This is a genomic window from Flavobacterium sp. 11, assembly GCF_002754315.1.
In the GTDB taxonomy this organism is placed as follows: Bacteria; Bacteroidota; Bacteroidia; order Flavobacteriales; family Flavobacteriaceae; genus Flavobacterium; species Flavobacterium algoritolerans.
The window spans coordinates 289,266-303,680 of the sequence record NZ_PEFE01000001.1; the positions used below are offsets into that span (position 1 = coordinate 289,266).

The 14,415-nt window shown below is 34.5% G+C and carries 13 protein-coding genes; 10 read left to right on the plus strand and 3 right to left on the minus strand.

Translation table 11 applies throughout. The annotated features are described in order from the left end of the window. The first annotated feature begins 18 nt into the window (after positions 1 to 18). Both CLV00_RS01315 and purE read left to right on the plus strand, forming a co-directional pair. Positions 19 to 1,170 (plus strand): 5-(carboxyamino)imidazole ribonucleotide synthase, encoded by a 1,152-nt coding sequence (locus tag CLV00_RS01315; RefSeq protein ID WP_099713461.1) that lies wholly within the window; start codon positions 19 to 21, stop codon positions 1,168 to 1,170. A gap of 106 nt (positions 1,171 to 1,276) precedes the next feature. After that, positions 1,277 to 1,762, plus strand: a complete 486-nt coding sequence (gene purE, locus CLV00_RS01320) for a 5-(carboxyamino)imidazole ribonucleotide mutase (RefSeq protein ID WP_199074816.1) — start codon at positions 1,277 to 1,279, stop codon at positions 1,760 to 1,762. A gap of 46 nt (positions 1,763 to 1,808) precedes the next feature. Here the strand turns inward: purE and CLV00_RS01325 are convergent, their stop codons facing one another. Beyond that, positions 1,809 to 2,480 carry a hypothetical protein gene (locus CLV00_RS01325; RefSeq protein WP_099713463.1) on the minus strand — a complete coding sequence of 224 codons (672 nt, stop codon included), beginning with the start codon at positions 2,478 to 2,480 and terminating at the stop codon, positions 1,809 to 1,811. 227 nt (positions 2,481 to 2,707) lie between these two features. On the opposite strand from CLV00_RS01325, the gene CLV00_RS01330 reads away from it, so the two are divergent. Beyond that, positions 2,708 to 4,735, plus strand: coding sequence for a M3 family metallopeptidase (locus CLV00_RS01330; protein ID WP_099713464.1), 2,028 nt, complete (start codon positions 2,708 to 2,710; stop codon positions 4,733 to 4,735). Positions 4,736 to 4,864: 129 nt separating this feature from the next. Beyond that, the gene (locus tag CLV00_RS01335) at positions 4,865 to 5,326 is read left to right on the plus strand and encodes an SRPBCC family protein (protein WP_315167230.1); all 462 of its coding nucleotides are present in this window, start codon (positions 4,865 to 4,867) and stop codon (positions 5,324 to 5,326) included. Here the strand turns inward: CLV00_RS01335 and CLV00_RS01340 are convergent. Then, positions 5,306 to 6,118 carry a hypothetical protein gene (locus CLV00_RS01340; RefSeq protein WP_099713465.1) on the minus strand — a complete coding sequence of 271 codons (813 nt, stop codon included), beginning with the start codon at positions 6,116 to 6,118 and terminating at the stop codon, positions 5,306 to 5,308. The two genes, CLV00_RS01335 and CLV00_RS01340, sit on opposite strands and share 21 nt — an antisense overlap. A 147-nt stretch (positions 6,119 to 6,265) precedes the next feature. Here CLV00_RS01340 and gcvP point away from each other — a divergent pair, with 147 nt between their 5' ends. Then, entirely contained in the window at positions 6,266 to 9,115 is a 2,850-nt protein-coding gene (gcvP, locus tag CLV00_RS01345; RefSeq protein ID WP_099713466.1) for an aminomethyl-transferring glycine dehydrogenase, read from the plus strand. A 73-nt stretch (positions 9,116 to 9,188) separates the two neighbouring features. On the opposite strand, the gene CLV00_RS01350 is transcribed toward gcvP, so the two are convergent. Further along, the gene (locus CLV00_RS01350; RefSeq protein WP_099713467.1) at positions 9,189 to 9,713 is read right to left on the minus strand and encodes a hypothetical protein; all 525 of its coding nucleotides are present in this window, start codon (positions 9,711 to 9,713) and stop codon (positions 9,189 to 9,191) included. Between the two features lie 360 nt (positions 9,714 to 10,073). Here CLV00_RS01350 and CLV00_RS01355 point away from each other — a divergent pair, with 360 nt between their 5' ends. From CLV00_RS01355 to CLV00_RS01375, 5 genes are all read left to right on the plus strand, one after another. Next, positions 10,074 to 11,132, plus strand: coding sequence for a 3-oxoacyl-ACP synthase III family protein (locus CLV00_RS01355; RefSeq protein WP_099713468.1), 1,059 nt, complete (start codon positions 10,074 to 10,076; stop codon positions 11,130 to 11,132). A gap of 235 nt (positions 11,133 to 11,367) precedes the next feature. Further along, positions 11,368 to 11,895, plus strand: a complete 528-nt coding sequence (locus tag CLV00_RS01360) for a methyltransferase (RefSeq protein ID WP_099713469.1) — start codon at positions 11,368 to 11,370, stop codon at positions 11,893 to 11,895. Between the two features lie 94 nt (positions 11,896 to 11,989). After that, positions 11,990 to 12,838 (plus strand): glycosyltransferase family A protein, encoded by an 849-nt coding sequence (locus tag CLV00_RS01365; RefSeq protein WP_099713470.1) that lies wholly within the window; start codon positions 11,990 to 11,992, stop codon positions 12,836 to 12,838. A 68-nt stretch (positions 12,839 to 12,906) separates the two neighbouring features. After that, complete coding sequence (locus CLV00_RS01370) at positions 12,907 to 13,656, plus strand: ABC transporter permease (protein WP_099713471.1); 750 nt, start codon at positions 12,907 to 12,909, stop codon at positions 13,654 to 13,656. Continuing rightward, positions 13,653 to 14,414, plus strand: a complete 762-nt coding sequence (locus CLV00_RS01375; protein WP_099713472.1) for an ABC transporter ATP-binding protein — start codon at positions 13,653 to 13,655, stop codon at positions 14,412 to 14,414. Before CLV00_RS01370 ends, CLV00_RS01375 begins: the two co-directional genes overlap by 4 nt. The last annotated feature ends 1 nt before the right edge of the window (position 14,415 follow it).

Consider the following 14,415-nt stretch of genomic DNA (forward strand, 5'->3'; position numbering starts at 1 on the left):
TAAACATACAACTACACAATGAATTATTTTTCTTCTGATTTTAAATTGGGAATTCTCGGCGGAGGGCAACTTGGTAAAATGCTGTTGTTTGACACCCGAAAATTCGACATACAAACTTATGTTCTTGATCCAAGTGATGAAGCACCATGCAAGATAGCCTGTAATAAATTCTTTAAAGGTGATTTAATGGATTTTGAAACGGTGTATAACTTTGGTAAAAAAGTTGATGTTTTAACTTTTGAAATTGAATTGGTAAATCTTGAAGCTTTAGTAAAACTAGAGGAAGAGGGAGTAAAAGTATTTCCTTCGCCAAAAACGTTGAAATTGATTCAAAACAAAGGAATTCAGAAAGATTTCTACACGCAACACACAATTCCAACTGCAAATTATAAACGATTTGAGAATCTAAAAAGTCTAATTGTTGATATTTTAGATTCTAAAACAAAACTACCGTTTGTATGGAAATGTACGGAATTTGGTTATGATGGAAATGGTGTAAAAGTGATTCGACAAATCTCGGATTTAGACAATTTAGCCAATGTAGAATGTATCGCCGAAGAAATGGTTCCGTTCAAAAATGAACTAGCCGTTATCGTTTGTCGCAATCCATCAGGCGAAATAAAAACTTATCCTGTGGTAGAAATGGAATTTCATCCAGAAGCCAATCAAGTGGAATATGTGATTTGTCCTGCTCGTATTGATGATAAAGTTGCCGAAAAAGCAAGAGCAATCGCATTGAATGTTTCCGAAAAGTTCAATCATGTTGGTTTATTAGCAGTTGAAATGTTTCAAACTGAAGACGATGAAATCCTTGTAAACGAAGTTGCTCCTCGCCCACACAATTCAGGTCATTATTCCATTGAAGCCAGTTATACTTCACAATTTGAAAACCATTTGAGAGCAATTCTTAATTTGCCTTTGGGAAATACCGACAGTAAAGTTGCTGGAATTATGGTAAATCTTTCGGGTGAAGAAGGCTATTCCGGTGATGTTGTGTATGAAAATATTGAAAAAATATTAGGTTGGAACGGAGTTACACCTCACATTTATGGCAAAAAACAGACACGTCCTTTTAGAAAAATGGGACATGTAACGATAGTAAATCCAGACATCAATGAAGCTCGAAGAATAGCTGAAAATGTAAAAAACACGATAAGAGTAATAAGTTAGTTGAAAGATTGAAAAAATTAAAAGATTGAAAAATTCAGAATACCAACTAAATTGAGTTTTTCAAAAAATCTTTAAATACTTAAATCTTTAAATCTTTAAATAAAAAATAATGAAAGTAGCCGTAATCATGGGAAGCATTTCTGATATGCCCGTAATGCAAGAAGCAATAGACATTTTAAAAGCATTCGATATAGAAATAGAAGTCGATATTGTATCAGCACACAGAACTCCCGAAAAATTATTTGATTTCAGCAACAATGCACACACTCGTGGAATTTCGGTAGTAATAGCTGGTGCTGGCGGAGCAGCGCATTTGCCAGGAATGGTAGCTTCTATGTCGCCACTTCCAGTAATTGGCGTACCTATAAAATCAAGCAATTCAATCGATGGTTGGGATAGTGTTTTATCCATTTTACAAATGCCAGGTGGAGTTCCCGTAGCAACTGTAGCATTAAACGGCGCAAAAAATGCAGGAATTCTTGCCGCTCAAATTATAGGAAGCCACAATAAAAGCGTGATGGAAAAAATCATTAAATACAAAACAGGATTGAAAGAAGCGGTTAACATAGCTGCTGAAAGTCTAAAAAAATAAAAAAAGCTCCATTACGGAGCTTTTTTTATTTAAAATCTTGAATCATTTATTCAACATCTACTGCTATTTCTAAAACTCCTTCAAATTCCGAAGCAATTATATCTTCTTTATTCAGCCAATACTCAGAGGTGGTAATGGTATAATTCAGATTATCTGTAGTTGTTAAATCCCACAAAACATCCTCAGCTTCCGGAAAAGGAGCATTTTCATTCATTGCGTGATCAAACAATCTTTTAATCAGATTAGTGTCAGATAATCCTTTGCTCAATAATTTAAGCACATTCTCTTTGGTCAACTGCATCTCATTTTCACTTTCTAATGGCGCAATTGTAACCGTTATGATTGTTGCTTTTGCATTGGGAAATTTACCGTTATAGGCTTTGAAAAGCAATTGATTGATATGAAACAAAGTTGAATGTAATCCTATTTCAGGATATTCTTCACACACTTTATCCAAAAACATATCATTAGAAATTTGGTGAATTTGCCCTTCGTTTAAATGTTCTGATAATTTATATTCTAACACGATTACGGCTGCCTCTTTGGGTTCAAAATCAGAAATTGCCATAAATAATAATTCTCTTAAACTGGAAGCATCTGCATCTGAAGCATCCGGATAATCGAACTTTTCAAGCAGTTTAATATAATCATCATTTGTCCAATAGGTTTCAATTTCGTCTACAGTATTTGCGCTATTTATTGTAATTTGATAGTTCATGTTTTCTTTGAATATTTATTTCTTGTTTCGATTTGTCTCTTCAGAAACCCATCTTTTTTTTACAATTTAGGGCTTTATTACCGTGGAACGAAATAAATAACATTTAAATAACACAATCAGCAATGGCATTTTGAAATAAATCAATTGCTTTATCAACTTTATTTTTTTCATTAAATCCGTACATTTGTTATCTTTAAACATCGAATTATTTTTATTAAAAAATACAAATGAGCATCTTAACACACCATTTCAATACAAAGTATAATACTGCGCCTTTTTCGAAAATTAAAAACGAAGATTTTCTTCCTGCTTTTCAAAAAGGAATCGAATTGGCAAAAGCCGAAATCGATGCTATTGTTAGAAATCCCATACAGCCTACTTTCGAAAACACCATTGAAGCATTAGCTTTCAGCGGAGATGTTTTGGATAGAATTTCAAGCATCTTTTTTAATTTGAATTCAGCAGAAACCAATGATGAGATTCAAAAAATCGCTCAGGAAGTTTCTCCGTTATTATCTGAATTCGGAAATGATGTTCGTCTTAACCCTGATTTATTCGCCCGAGTAAAAACGGTTTATGAGCAACGAGAAAAACTGAATCTAAATCCAGAACAAATCACACTTTTGGATAAAAAATACAAAAGCTTCTCCAGAAACGGAGCGAATTTGCCAGAAGACAAAAAGAATCAATTACGAGAAATAGACAAAGAATTATCGAAATTGAGTTTGCAGTTTGGCGAAAATGTTTTGGCCGAAACGCAAGCCTATCAATTGCATATTACCAATGAAGCAGATTTAGCTGGTTTACCGGAAGGAACTATCGAAGCCGCTCATTCTTTGGCTAAAAGCCAAGAAAAAGAAGGTTGGATTTTCACGCTGGATTACCCAAGTTATGTTCCGTTTGTGACCTATGCTGATAATCGTGAATTGCGCAAGAAAATGGCAATCGCTTTTGGCGCGAAAGGTTTTCAAAACAATGAATTTGACAATCAGGAAATTGTACTTAAAATTGCAAAATTGCGTTTTGACAGAGCACAGGTTTTAGGTTATGCCACTCATGCTCATTTTGTACTTGAAGAACGAATGGCAGAAAGTCCGGAGAAAGTGAAAACATTTTCGAATGATTTATTGGAAAAAGCGAAACCGGCAGCTTTGAAAGAATTTGCACAATTAACCGCTTTCGCAAAAGAACTTCACGGAATCGAACAACTAGAGAAATGGGATGGCGCGTATTATTCGGAGAAATTGAAGCAACAATTATTCAATTTGGATGATGAAATATTAAAACCTTATTTTCAATTAGAGAAAGTTCTGGACGGTGCTTTTGCAGTAGCGCAAAAATTATACGGAATCACTTTCGAAGAAATTTTTGAAGTGGATAAATACCATGAGGAAGTAAAAACATACGAAGTAAAAGACGAGGAAGACCAACTGGTTGCTGTTTTTTATGCTGATTTCTTTCCAAGAAAAGGCAAAAGAAACGGTGCTTGGATGACGTCTTTTAAATCGCAATACATAAAAAAAGAAATCAACGAAAGACCACATATTTCAATTGTGTGCAATTTCACGAAACCTACCGAAACAAAACCATCATTATTGACTTTTAATGAAGTAACGACTTTGTTTCATGAATTTGGTCATGCGCTGCACGGAATGTTGGCAAACACGACATACCCAAGTTTATCCGGAACAAGTGTATATTGGGATTTTGTAGAATTACCAAGCCAGATTTTAGAAAACTGGTGTTACGAACCGGAAGCTTTGGCTTTGTTTGCGTATCATTATCAAACTGGCGAAATGATTCCGATGGAATTAGTACATAAAATTAAAGAAAGTGCCAGTTTCCAAGAAGGAATTGCAACGATGCGTCAATTGAGTTTTGGATTATTGGATATGGGGTGGCATGCGCAAGATCCTTCCAATATCAAAGACATCAAAGCTTTTGAAAACGAACAGTTTGCAGCCACACAATTGTATCCTGAAGTAAAAGAAAATGCGATGAGCACCTCTTTCTCCCATATTTTTCAAGGCGGCTATTCTTCAGGGTATTACAGTTATAAATGGGCCGAAGTTCTGGATGCTGATGCTTTTGAATATTTTCAGGAAAAAGGTATTTTCAATAAAGAAGTAGCTACAAAATTCAAAGAAAACGTGCTGTCTAAAGGCGGAACAGAACATCCGATGATTTTGTACAAACGCTTTAGAGGACAAGAACCTAAACCGGAAGCATTATTGAGAAGAGCAGGATTGGTATAAGTATAAATATTTGAAACCCGAAGTATAATGCTTCGGGTTTTTTAATACACTTTTAGCACAGAAAGCTAAAAACAACAATTTATTCTTGCATTACTTTAAATGTATTATTAAAAACAAAAAACATTTGATATGATAACAACTATTAAGGTTTTAACTAAAATAAATGCCCCAATACAAACTGTTTTTGATCTATCCAGAGACATTGACACACACCAAGAATCTGTCAATTTCACTAAAGAAACTGCAATTGACGGCATCACTTCCGGACTAATCAATTACAACGAAACCGTTACTTGGCGAGGCAAACATTTTGGTGTTTATTTGACTCATAAAAGCCGAATCACAGCCATGAATTTATACGACTATTTTGTTGATGAAATGGAAGAAGGAAAATTCAAATCATTCCGACATGAACATATATTTAATGAAAAAGACGGAGTTACTATAATGAAGGATAAATTACACTATGAAGTTCCCTATGGATTCTTTGGAGAATTATTTGATTTATTGTTTTTAAAAAATCACATGATTAATTTTATCATCGAAAGAAATAAAACCTTGAAAGCTTTATCAGAAAATGAGAAGCAATAACCACCAAACAATCGGGACACTTTCTACCCAAAAGGAAGTGTAATATTTAGACCGTTTTTCATTTGCAAAAAGCATAAATAATGAAATGATAATCACTAAAATCAAGTTGATAATCAATTGATTTTTGTCAAAATTACTTTTAAAAAATTCTAAAAAATAAAACGGAAGTAAAAGTAATAACCCTAATATTTTAGTGCGCTTCACTCCTATTTGCTGCGGTACTGTTTTTAAATGCGGATCGTCTTTTGCCAAATCAATAATTTCAAAAATAAGTACCAATACAAAAATCAAGATAAAGCGTTGCATACATTTTAAATAGAAATCGGAAGTAATTGGAACATGAGCATTCAAAACTGGCAAAGCCAATGTCACTCCAACCCAACACAATGCTACAATATAAATTTTAACACCTGCCCAATTCCTGGCATTTTTCTTATTTGGAAAAAAGGAAAGTGTGTACAATAATGTAACACTCAAGAAAACTACTGCGACTATTTGGGTTATACTTTGCAGCTTAAAAAAATAATATCCGACTAAAAAAAGAGCAAAAAAGCTAAATAAAGCAATCGTTTTTAACTGCTTACGCATTTGCAACCTTTGAACTCTGGCCAACGCATCGTATTTTACAAAATTATATCCTACAATTGTTCCAAAAAAAGCAAAGTTAGCAACTGGCTCATCTACTGGAATGTGGAACATGTGTTGCGTCATTCTAACCAAGGCATAACAAGACAAACCCACGTGAATGCTACTATTAATGTAAAAATCGAATATTAGTTTCAAAAACCTCATTAGACAAAATTAATCAAAGTGTTAACAAGAATGGCTTTTAGTTGAAAAATTCACAGAAAATCAAGTTAAAAAAGTCTTTTAATAGCAGATTAATATTTATTTTTACAGCCTTTTAAAACAAGAAACACACAACCCATTTTATATATAATGAAAACAGACGCTTTTGCATTAAGACACATTGGCCCAAGAGAAAATGATCTAGAACATATGTTGAAGACAATTGGGGCAGCAACACTTGACCAATTGATACATGAAACTATCCCAAGTGATATTCGTTTAAAATCTGATTTGGACTTAGAGCCTGCAATGACTGAATATGAGTTTGCAAATCACATTCAAAAATTAGGGAATAAAAATAAAGTTTTTCAATCGTACATTGGTTTAGGATACAATGCAGCCATTATCCCTGCGGTAATCCAAAGAAATGTATTTGAAAATCCAGGATGGTATACTGCTTATACGCCATATCAAGCTGAAATCGCGCAAGGTCGTTTAGAAGCGATTTTGAATTTTCAAACGATGGTTATCGAATTAACCGGAATGGAAATCGCTAATGCCTCTTTATTAGACGAAGGAACTGCTGCTGCTGAAGCAATGGCGTTACTTTTTGACGTTCGTTCTCGCGATCAAAAGAAAAACAACATCAATAAATTTTTCGTTTCTGAGGAAATATTACCACAAACTTTATCGGTTTTACAAACACGTTCTACGCCAATCGGGGTTGAATTAGTGATTGGAAACCATGAATCATTCGATTTTTCATCGGAATATTTTGGAGCAATCCTTCAATATCCAGGGAAATTTGGACAAGTTCATGATTATACCGCATTTATCGCTAAAGCGGCTGCAAGCGAAATAAAAGTAGCCGTTGCTGCTGATATTTTAAGTTTGGCAAAACTGACTCCTCCGGGAGAAATGGGTGCTGCAGTAGTTCTTGGAACTACACAACGTTTCGGAATTCCGTTAGGTTACGGTGGTCCACACGCTGCTTATTTTGCCACAAAAGAAGAATACAAAAGAAGTATGCCCGGAAGAATCATCGGTGTAACTGTTGATACGGATGGAAATCGTGCTTTGCGTATGGCATTACAAACACGTGAGCAACACATTAAACGTGATAAAGCCACTTCAAATATTTGTACAGCACAAGTTCTATTGTCAGTTATGGCAGGAATGTATGCTGTTTATCATGGTCCAAAAGGATTGCAATATATTGCTAATAAAGTACATGCTTCGGCAGCAACATTGGCAAATGCATTAGAAAAATTAGGTTTACAACAAACCAATACTGCTTTCTTTGACACAATTGTTGTTAAAGCTGATACACAGAAAGTAAAAGCGATTGCTGAACAAAACGAAATTAACTTTTATTACATCGACGAAAATACCGTTTCAATTTCTTTGAACGAAACTACAAGTATTGCTGATTTAAATAAAATTATTGCCGTTTTCGCTTCCGCAAAAGGCACTCAAGGAACTACAATTGACAGTTTATCAGAAACCAATCATTTCCCAGAAAATGTAAACAGAACATCAACGTTCTTGCAACACGATGTTTTCAATAAACACCATTCAGAAACCGCTTTGATGCGTTACATCAAAATGTTGGAAAGAAAAGATTTGGCGTTGAATCATTCTATGATTTCATTGGGATCTTGTACCATGAAACTGAATGCCGCTTCAGAAATGTTGCCTTTAAGCATGGCACAATGGAATAACATTCACCCGTTTGCTCCATTAGATCAAGCGCAAGGATACCAAGAAATGTTGGCTAAATTAGAACAACAATTAAATGTTATTACTGGTTTTGCAGGAACAACATTACAACCTAATTCAGGTGCTCAAGGGGAATATGCCGGATTAATGGTTATTCGTGCGTACCACCAATCTAGAGGAGATCACCATAGAAACATTGCTTTAATTCCATCATCGGCTCACGGAACAAATCCAGCTTCGGCGGCTATGGCAGGAATGAAAGTTGTGGTTACTAAAACATTGGAAAATGGAAATATTGATGTAGAAGATTTACGTGAAAAAGCAATTCTTCACAAAGACAATCTTTCTTGTTTGATGGTAACGTATCCATCAACTCATGGTGTTTTTGAAAGCGCAATCAAAGAAATCACACAATTGATCCACGATAACGGTGGACAAGTATATATGGATGGTGCCAACATGAATGCTCAAGTTGGATTAACAAATCCTGCAACTATTGGGGCTGATGTTTGTCACTTGAACTTACACAAAACATTCGCTATTCCTCACGGTGGCGGAGGACCTGGTGTAGGACCAATATGTGTTGCACCACAATTAGTGCCATTTTTACCTACAAATCCAGTAATTCCAACAGGTGGAGAAAACGCTATTACAGCTATTTCTGCCGCACCTTGGGGTTCTGCTTTGGTTTGTTTGATATCGTACGGTTACATCTGCATGCTTGGCGCTGAAGGTGTGAAAAAATCTACTGAATATGCAATTTTAAATGCAAACTACATTAAAGAGAAATTAAACGGTCACTATGATACGTTGTATTCTGGAGAAATGGGTCGTGCGGCACACGAAATGATTTTGGAATGCCGTCCATTTAAAGAAAAAGGAATTGAAGTAACTGATATTGCTAAACGTTTGATGGATTATGGTTTTCATGCTCCAACCGTTTCTTTCCCAGTTGCCGGAACTTTAATGATTGAACCTACTGAAAGTGAAAACTTAGAAGAGTTAGATCGTTTTTGTGATGCTATGATTGCGATCAGAAAAGAAATTGAAGCTGCTACTTTAGACAATCCAAATAATGTATTAAAAAATGCACCACATACTTTGATGATGGTAACTACTGATAGTTGGAATTTCCCATACACTCGTGAAGCAGCAGCATTTCCACTAGAATACATTGCCGAAAATAAATTCTGGCCTACCGTTCGTAGAGCAGATGAAGCATACGGCGATAGAAATTTAGTTTGTTCATGTGCGCCAATTGAAGCGTATATGGAAAACTAATTCTTAAATATTTTAGAAAAAACAAAAATGCCTCGATATATCGAGGCATTTTTTTTATAAGAATATTCTAAATCTAGTATTTATATCCTAAACCAGTTTTTATCGCTTGTGTTCCACCAAATTGATTAGAATTTGCTCCAACTGTAGTTTTATCAGAAATCATCAATACAAAAGGACAACCCAATATTGCAGCGGACATTTTAAGCTTTTTCTCTGCTTTTTTGTCACCTGTATTACCTGTTTGAAGATTAATCATTCCTGTTTTTCCCCTAACTTCGCCTACTTTTTTCAAACCAGCGATGTATGATTTTTCTTCAAGAATAATCACTTTTTCCCAATCAGCTTCACCAGCAACAACTATTTTTTCAGTAACCTCTTCTACTCTACCACTTTTACCATAAACAATTTTTTCAATTGCATATTTCCCGATAGAATTTTCAGCATCTTCACCATCATATTTAAAAACAACCGTGTATTCATCTACACGCATAACTTTTCCATTTACGATTTCACCACTGTGTTTTGTGATAACATCAACTTGAGCACTTGCTAAAGTTGCAGTTAAAATCATAGAAAACAATAAAATAATTTTTTTCATTTTTTATTAATTAGTTATTTATAATTATCAAAAATATAAAAAAACTTACAAAACCAATAACATTTAATAAAGAAATTATAATCCTACAAAATTAAGATTATAGCTAAAAACCTGCGGGAAATAATTTAACATACGCTTCATTGTAAATAAACATGAAATCCTAATCCTCAAAATATCAATTTTATCAATTGCAACAATTAGGAAATAAATATCGCATCGTTTTTTGCAATTCGTAATAAAATAATCAATATTTTTGCCAATAAATTATTATTTCATAATTATATGCATGCATAGTAAATTTTGTGAGTGTACTAATTTATTTATCATTAAATTAGCCTGAATTTTTGGAAAAACAACCCGATGAAAATAAAAATAACTGGAATAGGAAGTTATATTCCTGAGAAAAAAGTAAGCAATACTGACTTTAGTGAACATGTTTTTTTGAATGAAGACGGAACAGCTTTTGGATACCCTAATGAAGTAGTCATTAATAAATTTAAAGGAATTACCGGTATAGAACACAGACGTTATGCCGAAGACCAATACACTTCTTCTGATTTAGCTTTTTTTGCTTCTCAAAAAGCAATAGAAAATGCAGGAATTGATCCGGAAACGATTGACTATATCATCTTTGCTCATAATTTTGGTGATGTAAAATCCGGAACAACTCAATCCGATATGATTCCGAGTTTAGCCACACGTGTTAAAAATAAATTACAAATAAAAAACCCAAAATGCGTTGCTTACGATATCCTTTTTGGATGCCCGGGCTGGATTGAAGGCGTACTTCAAGCCAATGCATTTATAAAATCCGGCATGGCTAAACGCTGTTTGGTAATTGGTGCTGAAACCCTTTCCAGAGTAGTTGATGCGCATGACAGAGACTCCATGATTTATTCTGATGGCGCCGGTGCTTCTATCATTGAAGCTTCTGATGATGAAACAGGAATGTTGGCTTACGAAAGTGCTACTTACGCAAATGATGAAGCTAATTACTTGTTCTTTGGAAAATCATACAACCCAGATTTAGATCCAGACATTCGTTACATAAAAATGTATGGACGTAAAATCTACGAATTTGCATTAAGCCAAGTTCCTGCTGCAATGAAAAGTTGTTTGGACAAAAGCGGATTAGGCATTGATGACGTAAAAAAAATCCTTATCCATCAAGCCAATGAAAAAATGGATGAAGCTATAATTCAACGTTTTTACAAATTATACGACAGACCCGTTCCAAAAGACATCATGCCCATGAGCATTCATGAACTAGGAAATAGCAGTGTAGCCACCGTTCCTACCCTTTTCGACTTGTTAATTCGTGGAGAAATAGAAAACCAATCCATACAAAAAGGCGATGTTCTAATCTTTGCATCCGTAGGAGCAGGAATGAACATTAACGCATTTGTTTACAGATATTAAAATTGTGAGGAACACAACAATCAGGAGCTAATCCGGCTGTACACTACAATTCCTCACTACAAAACTTGTTTTTCTAAGGTGCAAGAAAGCTTCTTTCAGTCGCTTTTTGCACCTTGAAAAACTACATTTTGAAGTTCCGGGATTTTCATTCCCATCCGGGCTAAAAAACAATGCCCAAAAACACATTTATTACTATATTTGTGCCTTCGTGCCCTAGCGGCAAAATCAAAAAAACATGTACGAAAAAACGTTTCCCAATAAAAGATTCAAACATACTTTAGAATTTCTAAAAAAACACGTCTCAACTTCAGAAACCATATTAGATTTAGGCGTAGAAAATCCTTTTTCTAAAATCATGAAATCCGAAGGATTTGCAGTTACAAATACAACAGGAGAAGACTTAGACAAAGACCAATCCGTATTTTCAACAGAAAAAAAAGATGTCGTAACCGCTTTCGAAATCTTTGAACATTTACTAAACCCTTACACGATTTTAAGCGAAATAAAATCGGATAAACTTTTTATATCTATCCCAATGCGCTTGTGGTTTTCACCAGCTTATCGAAGCAAAACCGATATGTGGGACAGACATTACCATGAATTTGAAGATTGGCAATTGGACTGGCTTTTGGAAAAAACAGGTTGGAAAATAATCGACCGTGAAAAATGGACAAATCCCGTAAAGAAATTTGGTCTTCGTCCTTTATTGAGAAAATTTACCAATAGATATTATATTGTTTACGCTGAAAGGGCTAAGATTTAAGATTGTTGCTTAACGAATGTGGATTTATGATTGTGATAATGGATGTAAAAATCTGAAATCAAGAATCGTTAATCTTCATTCAAAAATATTTTAAATGAATTATTATATTGTTATTCCGGCTCATAACGAAGAAGCTTTCATCGCTTTAACTTTAGATTCTTTGATTTCTCAAACTGTTTTACCAAAAAAAGTAGTGATTGTCAATGATAATTCTACTGATAAAACAGCTGAAATAGTAACCGCTTACGCCAAAGAAAATCCGTTTATCTCTTTAGTAAACAAAACTTCCAGCGCAATACATTTACCGGGAAGTAAAGTTATTCAGGCTTTTCATAAAGGATTCGAAACATTGGACGAAGAGTATGATGTTATCGTAAAACTGGATGCCGACTTAATTCTACCCAACAACTATTTCGAAACTATCTTAAACATTTTCGAAAAAGATGCAACAATAGGAATGGCTGGCGGATTTGCCTACATTGAAAAAAATGGCGAATGGATTCTGGAAAATCTAACCGATAAAGATCATATTCGTGGTGCGTTTAAAGCCTATAGAAAAGCATGTTTCCAACAAATAGGAAATTTAAAACCAGCTATGGGTTGGGACACCGTTGATGAGTTATTATCAAAATTTTACGATTGGAAAGTCGTTACCGATGCTTCCTTAATTGTGAAACATTTAAAACCAACTGGAGCTAATTACAATAAAACGGCTCGTTATAAACAAGGGGAAGCGTTTTATACTTTAGGCTACGGATTTTTAATCACTTCGATAGCTTCTGCAAAACTGGCGATGATGAAAAAGAAACCGTTACTCTTTTTAGATTACATCAAAGGTTTTTGGAAAGCAAAAGCAGCTAAAACACCATTATTGGTAACGGCAGAACAAGCTAAATTTATTCGCAAGTATCGTTTGAAGAAAATGAAAGAAAAAATTTTCTAACGAAAACTACGAACGCATAACTTATAACTCATAACTATTTTTGTAATTTAGCCCATATTCACAAAACTATGATGCTCATTCGATATATAACGCAGATAGGAAGATACTTCTTAATGCTAAAAGAAATTTTCAATAAACAGACAAAATGGTCTGTGATGAGAAATCTAATTTTTAAGGAAATAGATGATTTAATTATTGGCTCCCTTGGTATTGTAGCATTCATTTCTTTCTTTGTTGGAGGTGTTGTTGCCATACAAACTGCATTGAACTTGACCAATCCATTAATTCCAAAATACCTTATTGGCTTTGCCACAAGACAATCTGTAATATTAGAATTTGCACCTACTTTTATCTCAGTGATTATGGCTGGAAAAATGGGTTCTTTTATCACATCAAGTATTGGAACCATGAGAGTAACCGAACAAATTGACGCTCTAGAAGTGATGGGAGTTAACTCCTTAAACTATTTGGTTTTCCCAAAAATAATAGCTTTACTACTTTATCCTTTCGTTATTGGAATCAGTATGTTTCTGGGTGTTTTAGGCGGCTGGATGGCTGGTGTTTATGGCGGATTTACTTCAAGTGACGAGTTTATAAATGGGGCTCAATTGGATTTTATTCCATTCCACATCGTTTATGCTTTCCTTAAAACATTGATTTTTGCCATGTTATTAGCAACTATCCCTTCTTTTCACGGGTATTATATGAAAGGTGGCGCACTCGAAGTAGGACGCGCAAGTACCGTATCCTTTGTTTGGACCTCAGTTACCATAATTACTTTTAATTACATATTAACTCAATTGTTACTTGGCTCATGATAGAAGTAAAAAACATAGAAAAATCATTTGGCGGTATCAAAATCCTTAAAGGCGTTTCCACGATTTTTGAAACAGGAAAAACGAATTTAATTATTGGACAAAGTGGCTCTGGTAAAACCGTCTTGCTTAAAAGTCTTCTAGGAATTCACACTCCAGAGTCAGGAACCATTTCATTTGATGGGAGAATTTATTCTGAATTAAATCCAGATGAGAAACGCGATTTACGAACTGAAATAGGAATGGTTTTTCAAGGAAGTGCCTTGTTTGATTCCATGACAGTAGCCGAAAACGTGGGTTTTCCGTTGAAAATGTTCACCAAAGACAACAATTCAAAAATTCAGGAGCGCGTAGACTTTGTATTAAAAAGAGTCAACTTAACTGACGCCCATAAAAAACTACCTTCGGAAATTTCGGGAGGAATGCAAAAAAGAGTTGCGATTGCACGCGCGATTGTAAACAATCCAAAATACCTGTTTTGTGATGAACCAAACTCTGGTTTAGATCCAAATACAGCTATTTTAATTGATAATCTTATCAAAGAAATTACCGAAGAATACAATATCACGACAGTGATAAATACACACGATATGAACTCCGTGATGGAAATTGGAGAGAAAATTTTATTCTTAAAAGATGGTTTAAAGGCTTGGGAAGGAACCAAAGAAGAAATTTTTAGAACTGATAACGAAGCTGTCGTTGCCTTTGTTTATTCTTCTAATTTATTCAAAAAAGTACGAGAAGCATATTTGAAAGAGTAAA

Excerpts from the sequence above, each read along its gene's own strand:
- CLV00_RS01315 (WP_099713461.1), top strand. The coding sequence starts at position 19 with ATGAATTATTTTTCTTCTGATTTTAAATTGGGAATTCTCGGCGGAGGG.
- CLV00_RS01325 (WP_099713463.1), bottom strand. The coding sequence starts at position 2,480 with ATGAACTATCAAATTACAATAAATAGCGCAAATACTGTAGACGAAATT.
- CLV00_RS01330 (WP_099713464.1), top strand. The coding sequence starts at position 2,708 with ATGAGCATCTTAACACACCATTTCAATACAAAGTATAATACTGCGCCT.
- CLV00_RS01335 (WP_315167230.1), top strand. The coding sequence starts at position 4,865 with ATGATAACAACTATTAAGGTTTTAACTAAAATAAATGCCCCAATACAA.
- CLV00_RS01340 (WP_099713465.1), bottom strand. The coding sequence starts at position 6,118 with ATGAGGTTTTTGAAACTAATATTCGATTTTTACATTAATAGTAGCATT.
- gcvP (WP_099713466.1), top strand. The coding sequence starts at position 6,266 with ATGAAAACAGACGCTTTTGCATTAAGACACATTGGCCCAAGAGAAAAT.
- CLV00_RS01350 (WP_099713467.1), bottom strand. The coding sequence starts at position 9,713 with ATGAAAAAAATTATTTTATTGTTTTCTATGATTTTAACTGCAACTTTA.
- CLV00_RS01355 (WP_099713468.1), top strand. The coding sequence starts at position 10,074 with ATGAAAATAAAAATAACTGGAATAGGAAGTTATATTCCTGAGAAAAAA.
- CLV00_RS01360 (WP_099713469.1), top strand. The coding sequence starts at position 11,368 with ATGTACGAAAAAACGTTTCCCAATAAAAGATTCAAACATACTTTAGAA.
- CLV00_RS01365 (WP_099713470.1), top strand. The coding sequence starts at position 11,990 with ATGAATTATTATATTGTTATTCCGGCTCATAACGAAGAAGCTTTCATC.
- CLV00_RS01370 (WP_099713471.1), top strand. The coding sequence starts at position 12,907 with ATGATGCTCATTCGATATATAACGCAGATAGGAAGATACTTCTTAATG.
- CLV00_RS01375 (WP_099713472.1), top strand. The coding sequence starts at position 13,653 with ATGATAGAAGTAAAAAACATAGAAAAATCATTTGGCGGTATCAAAATC.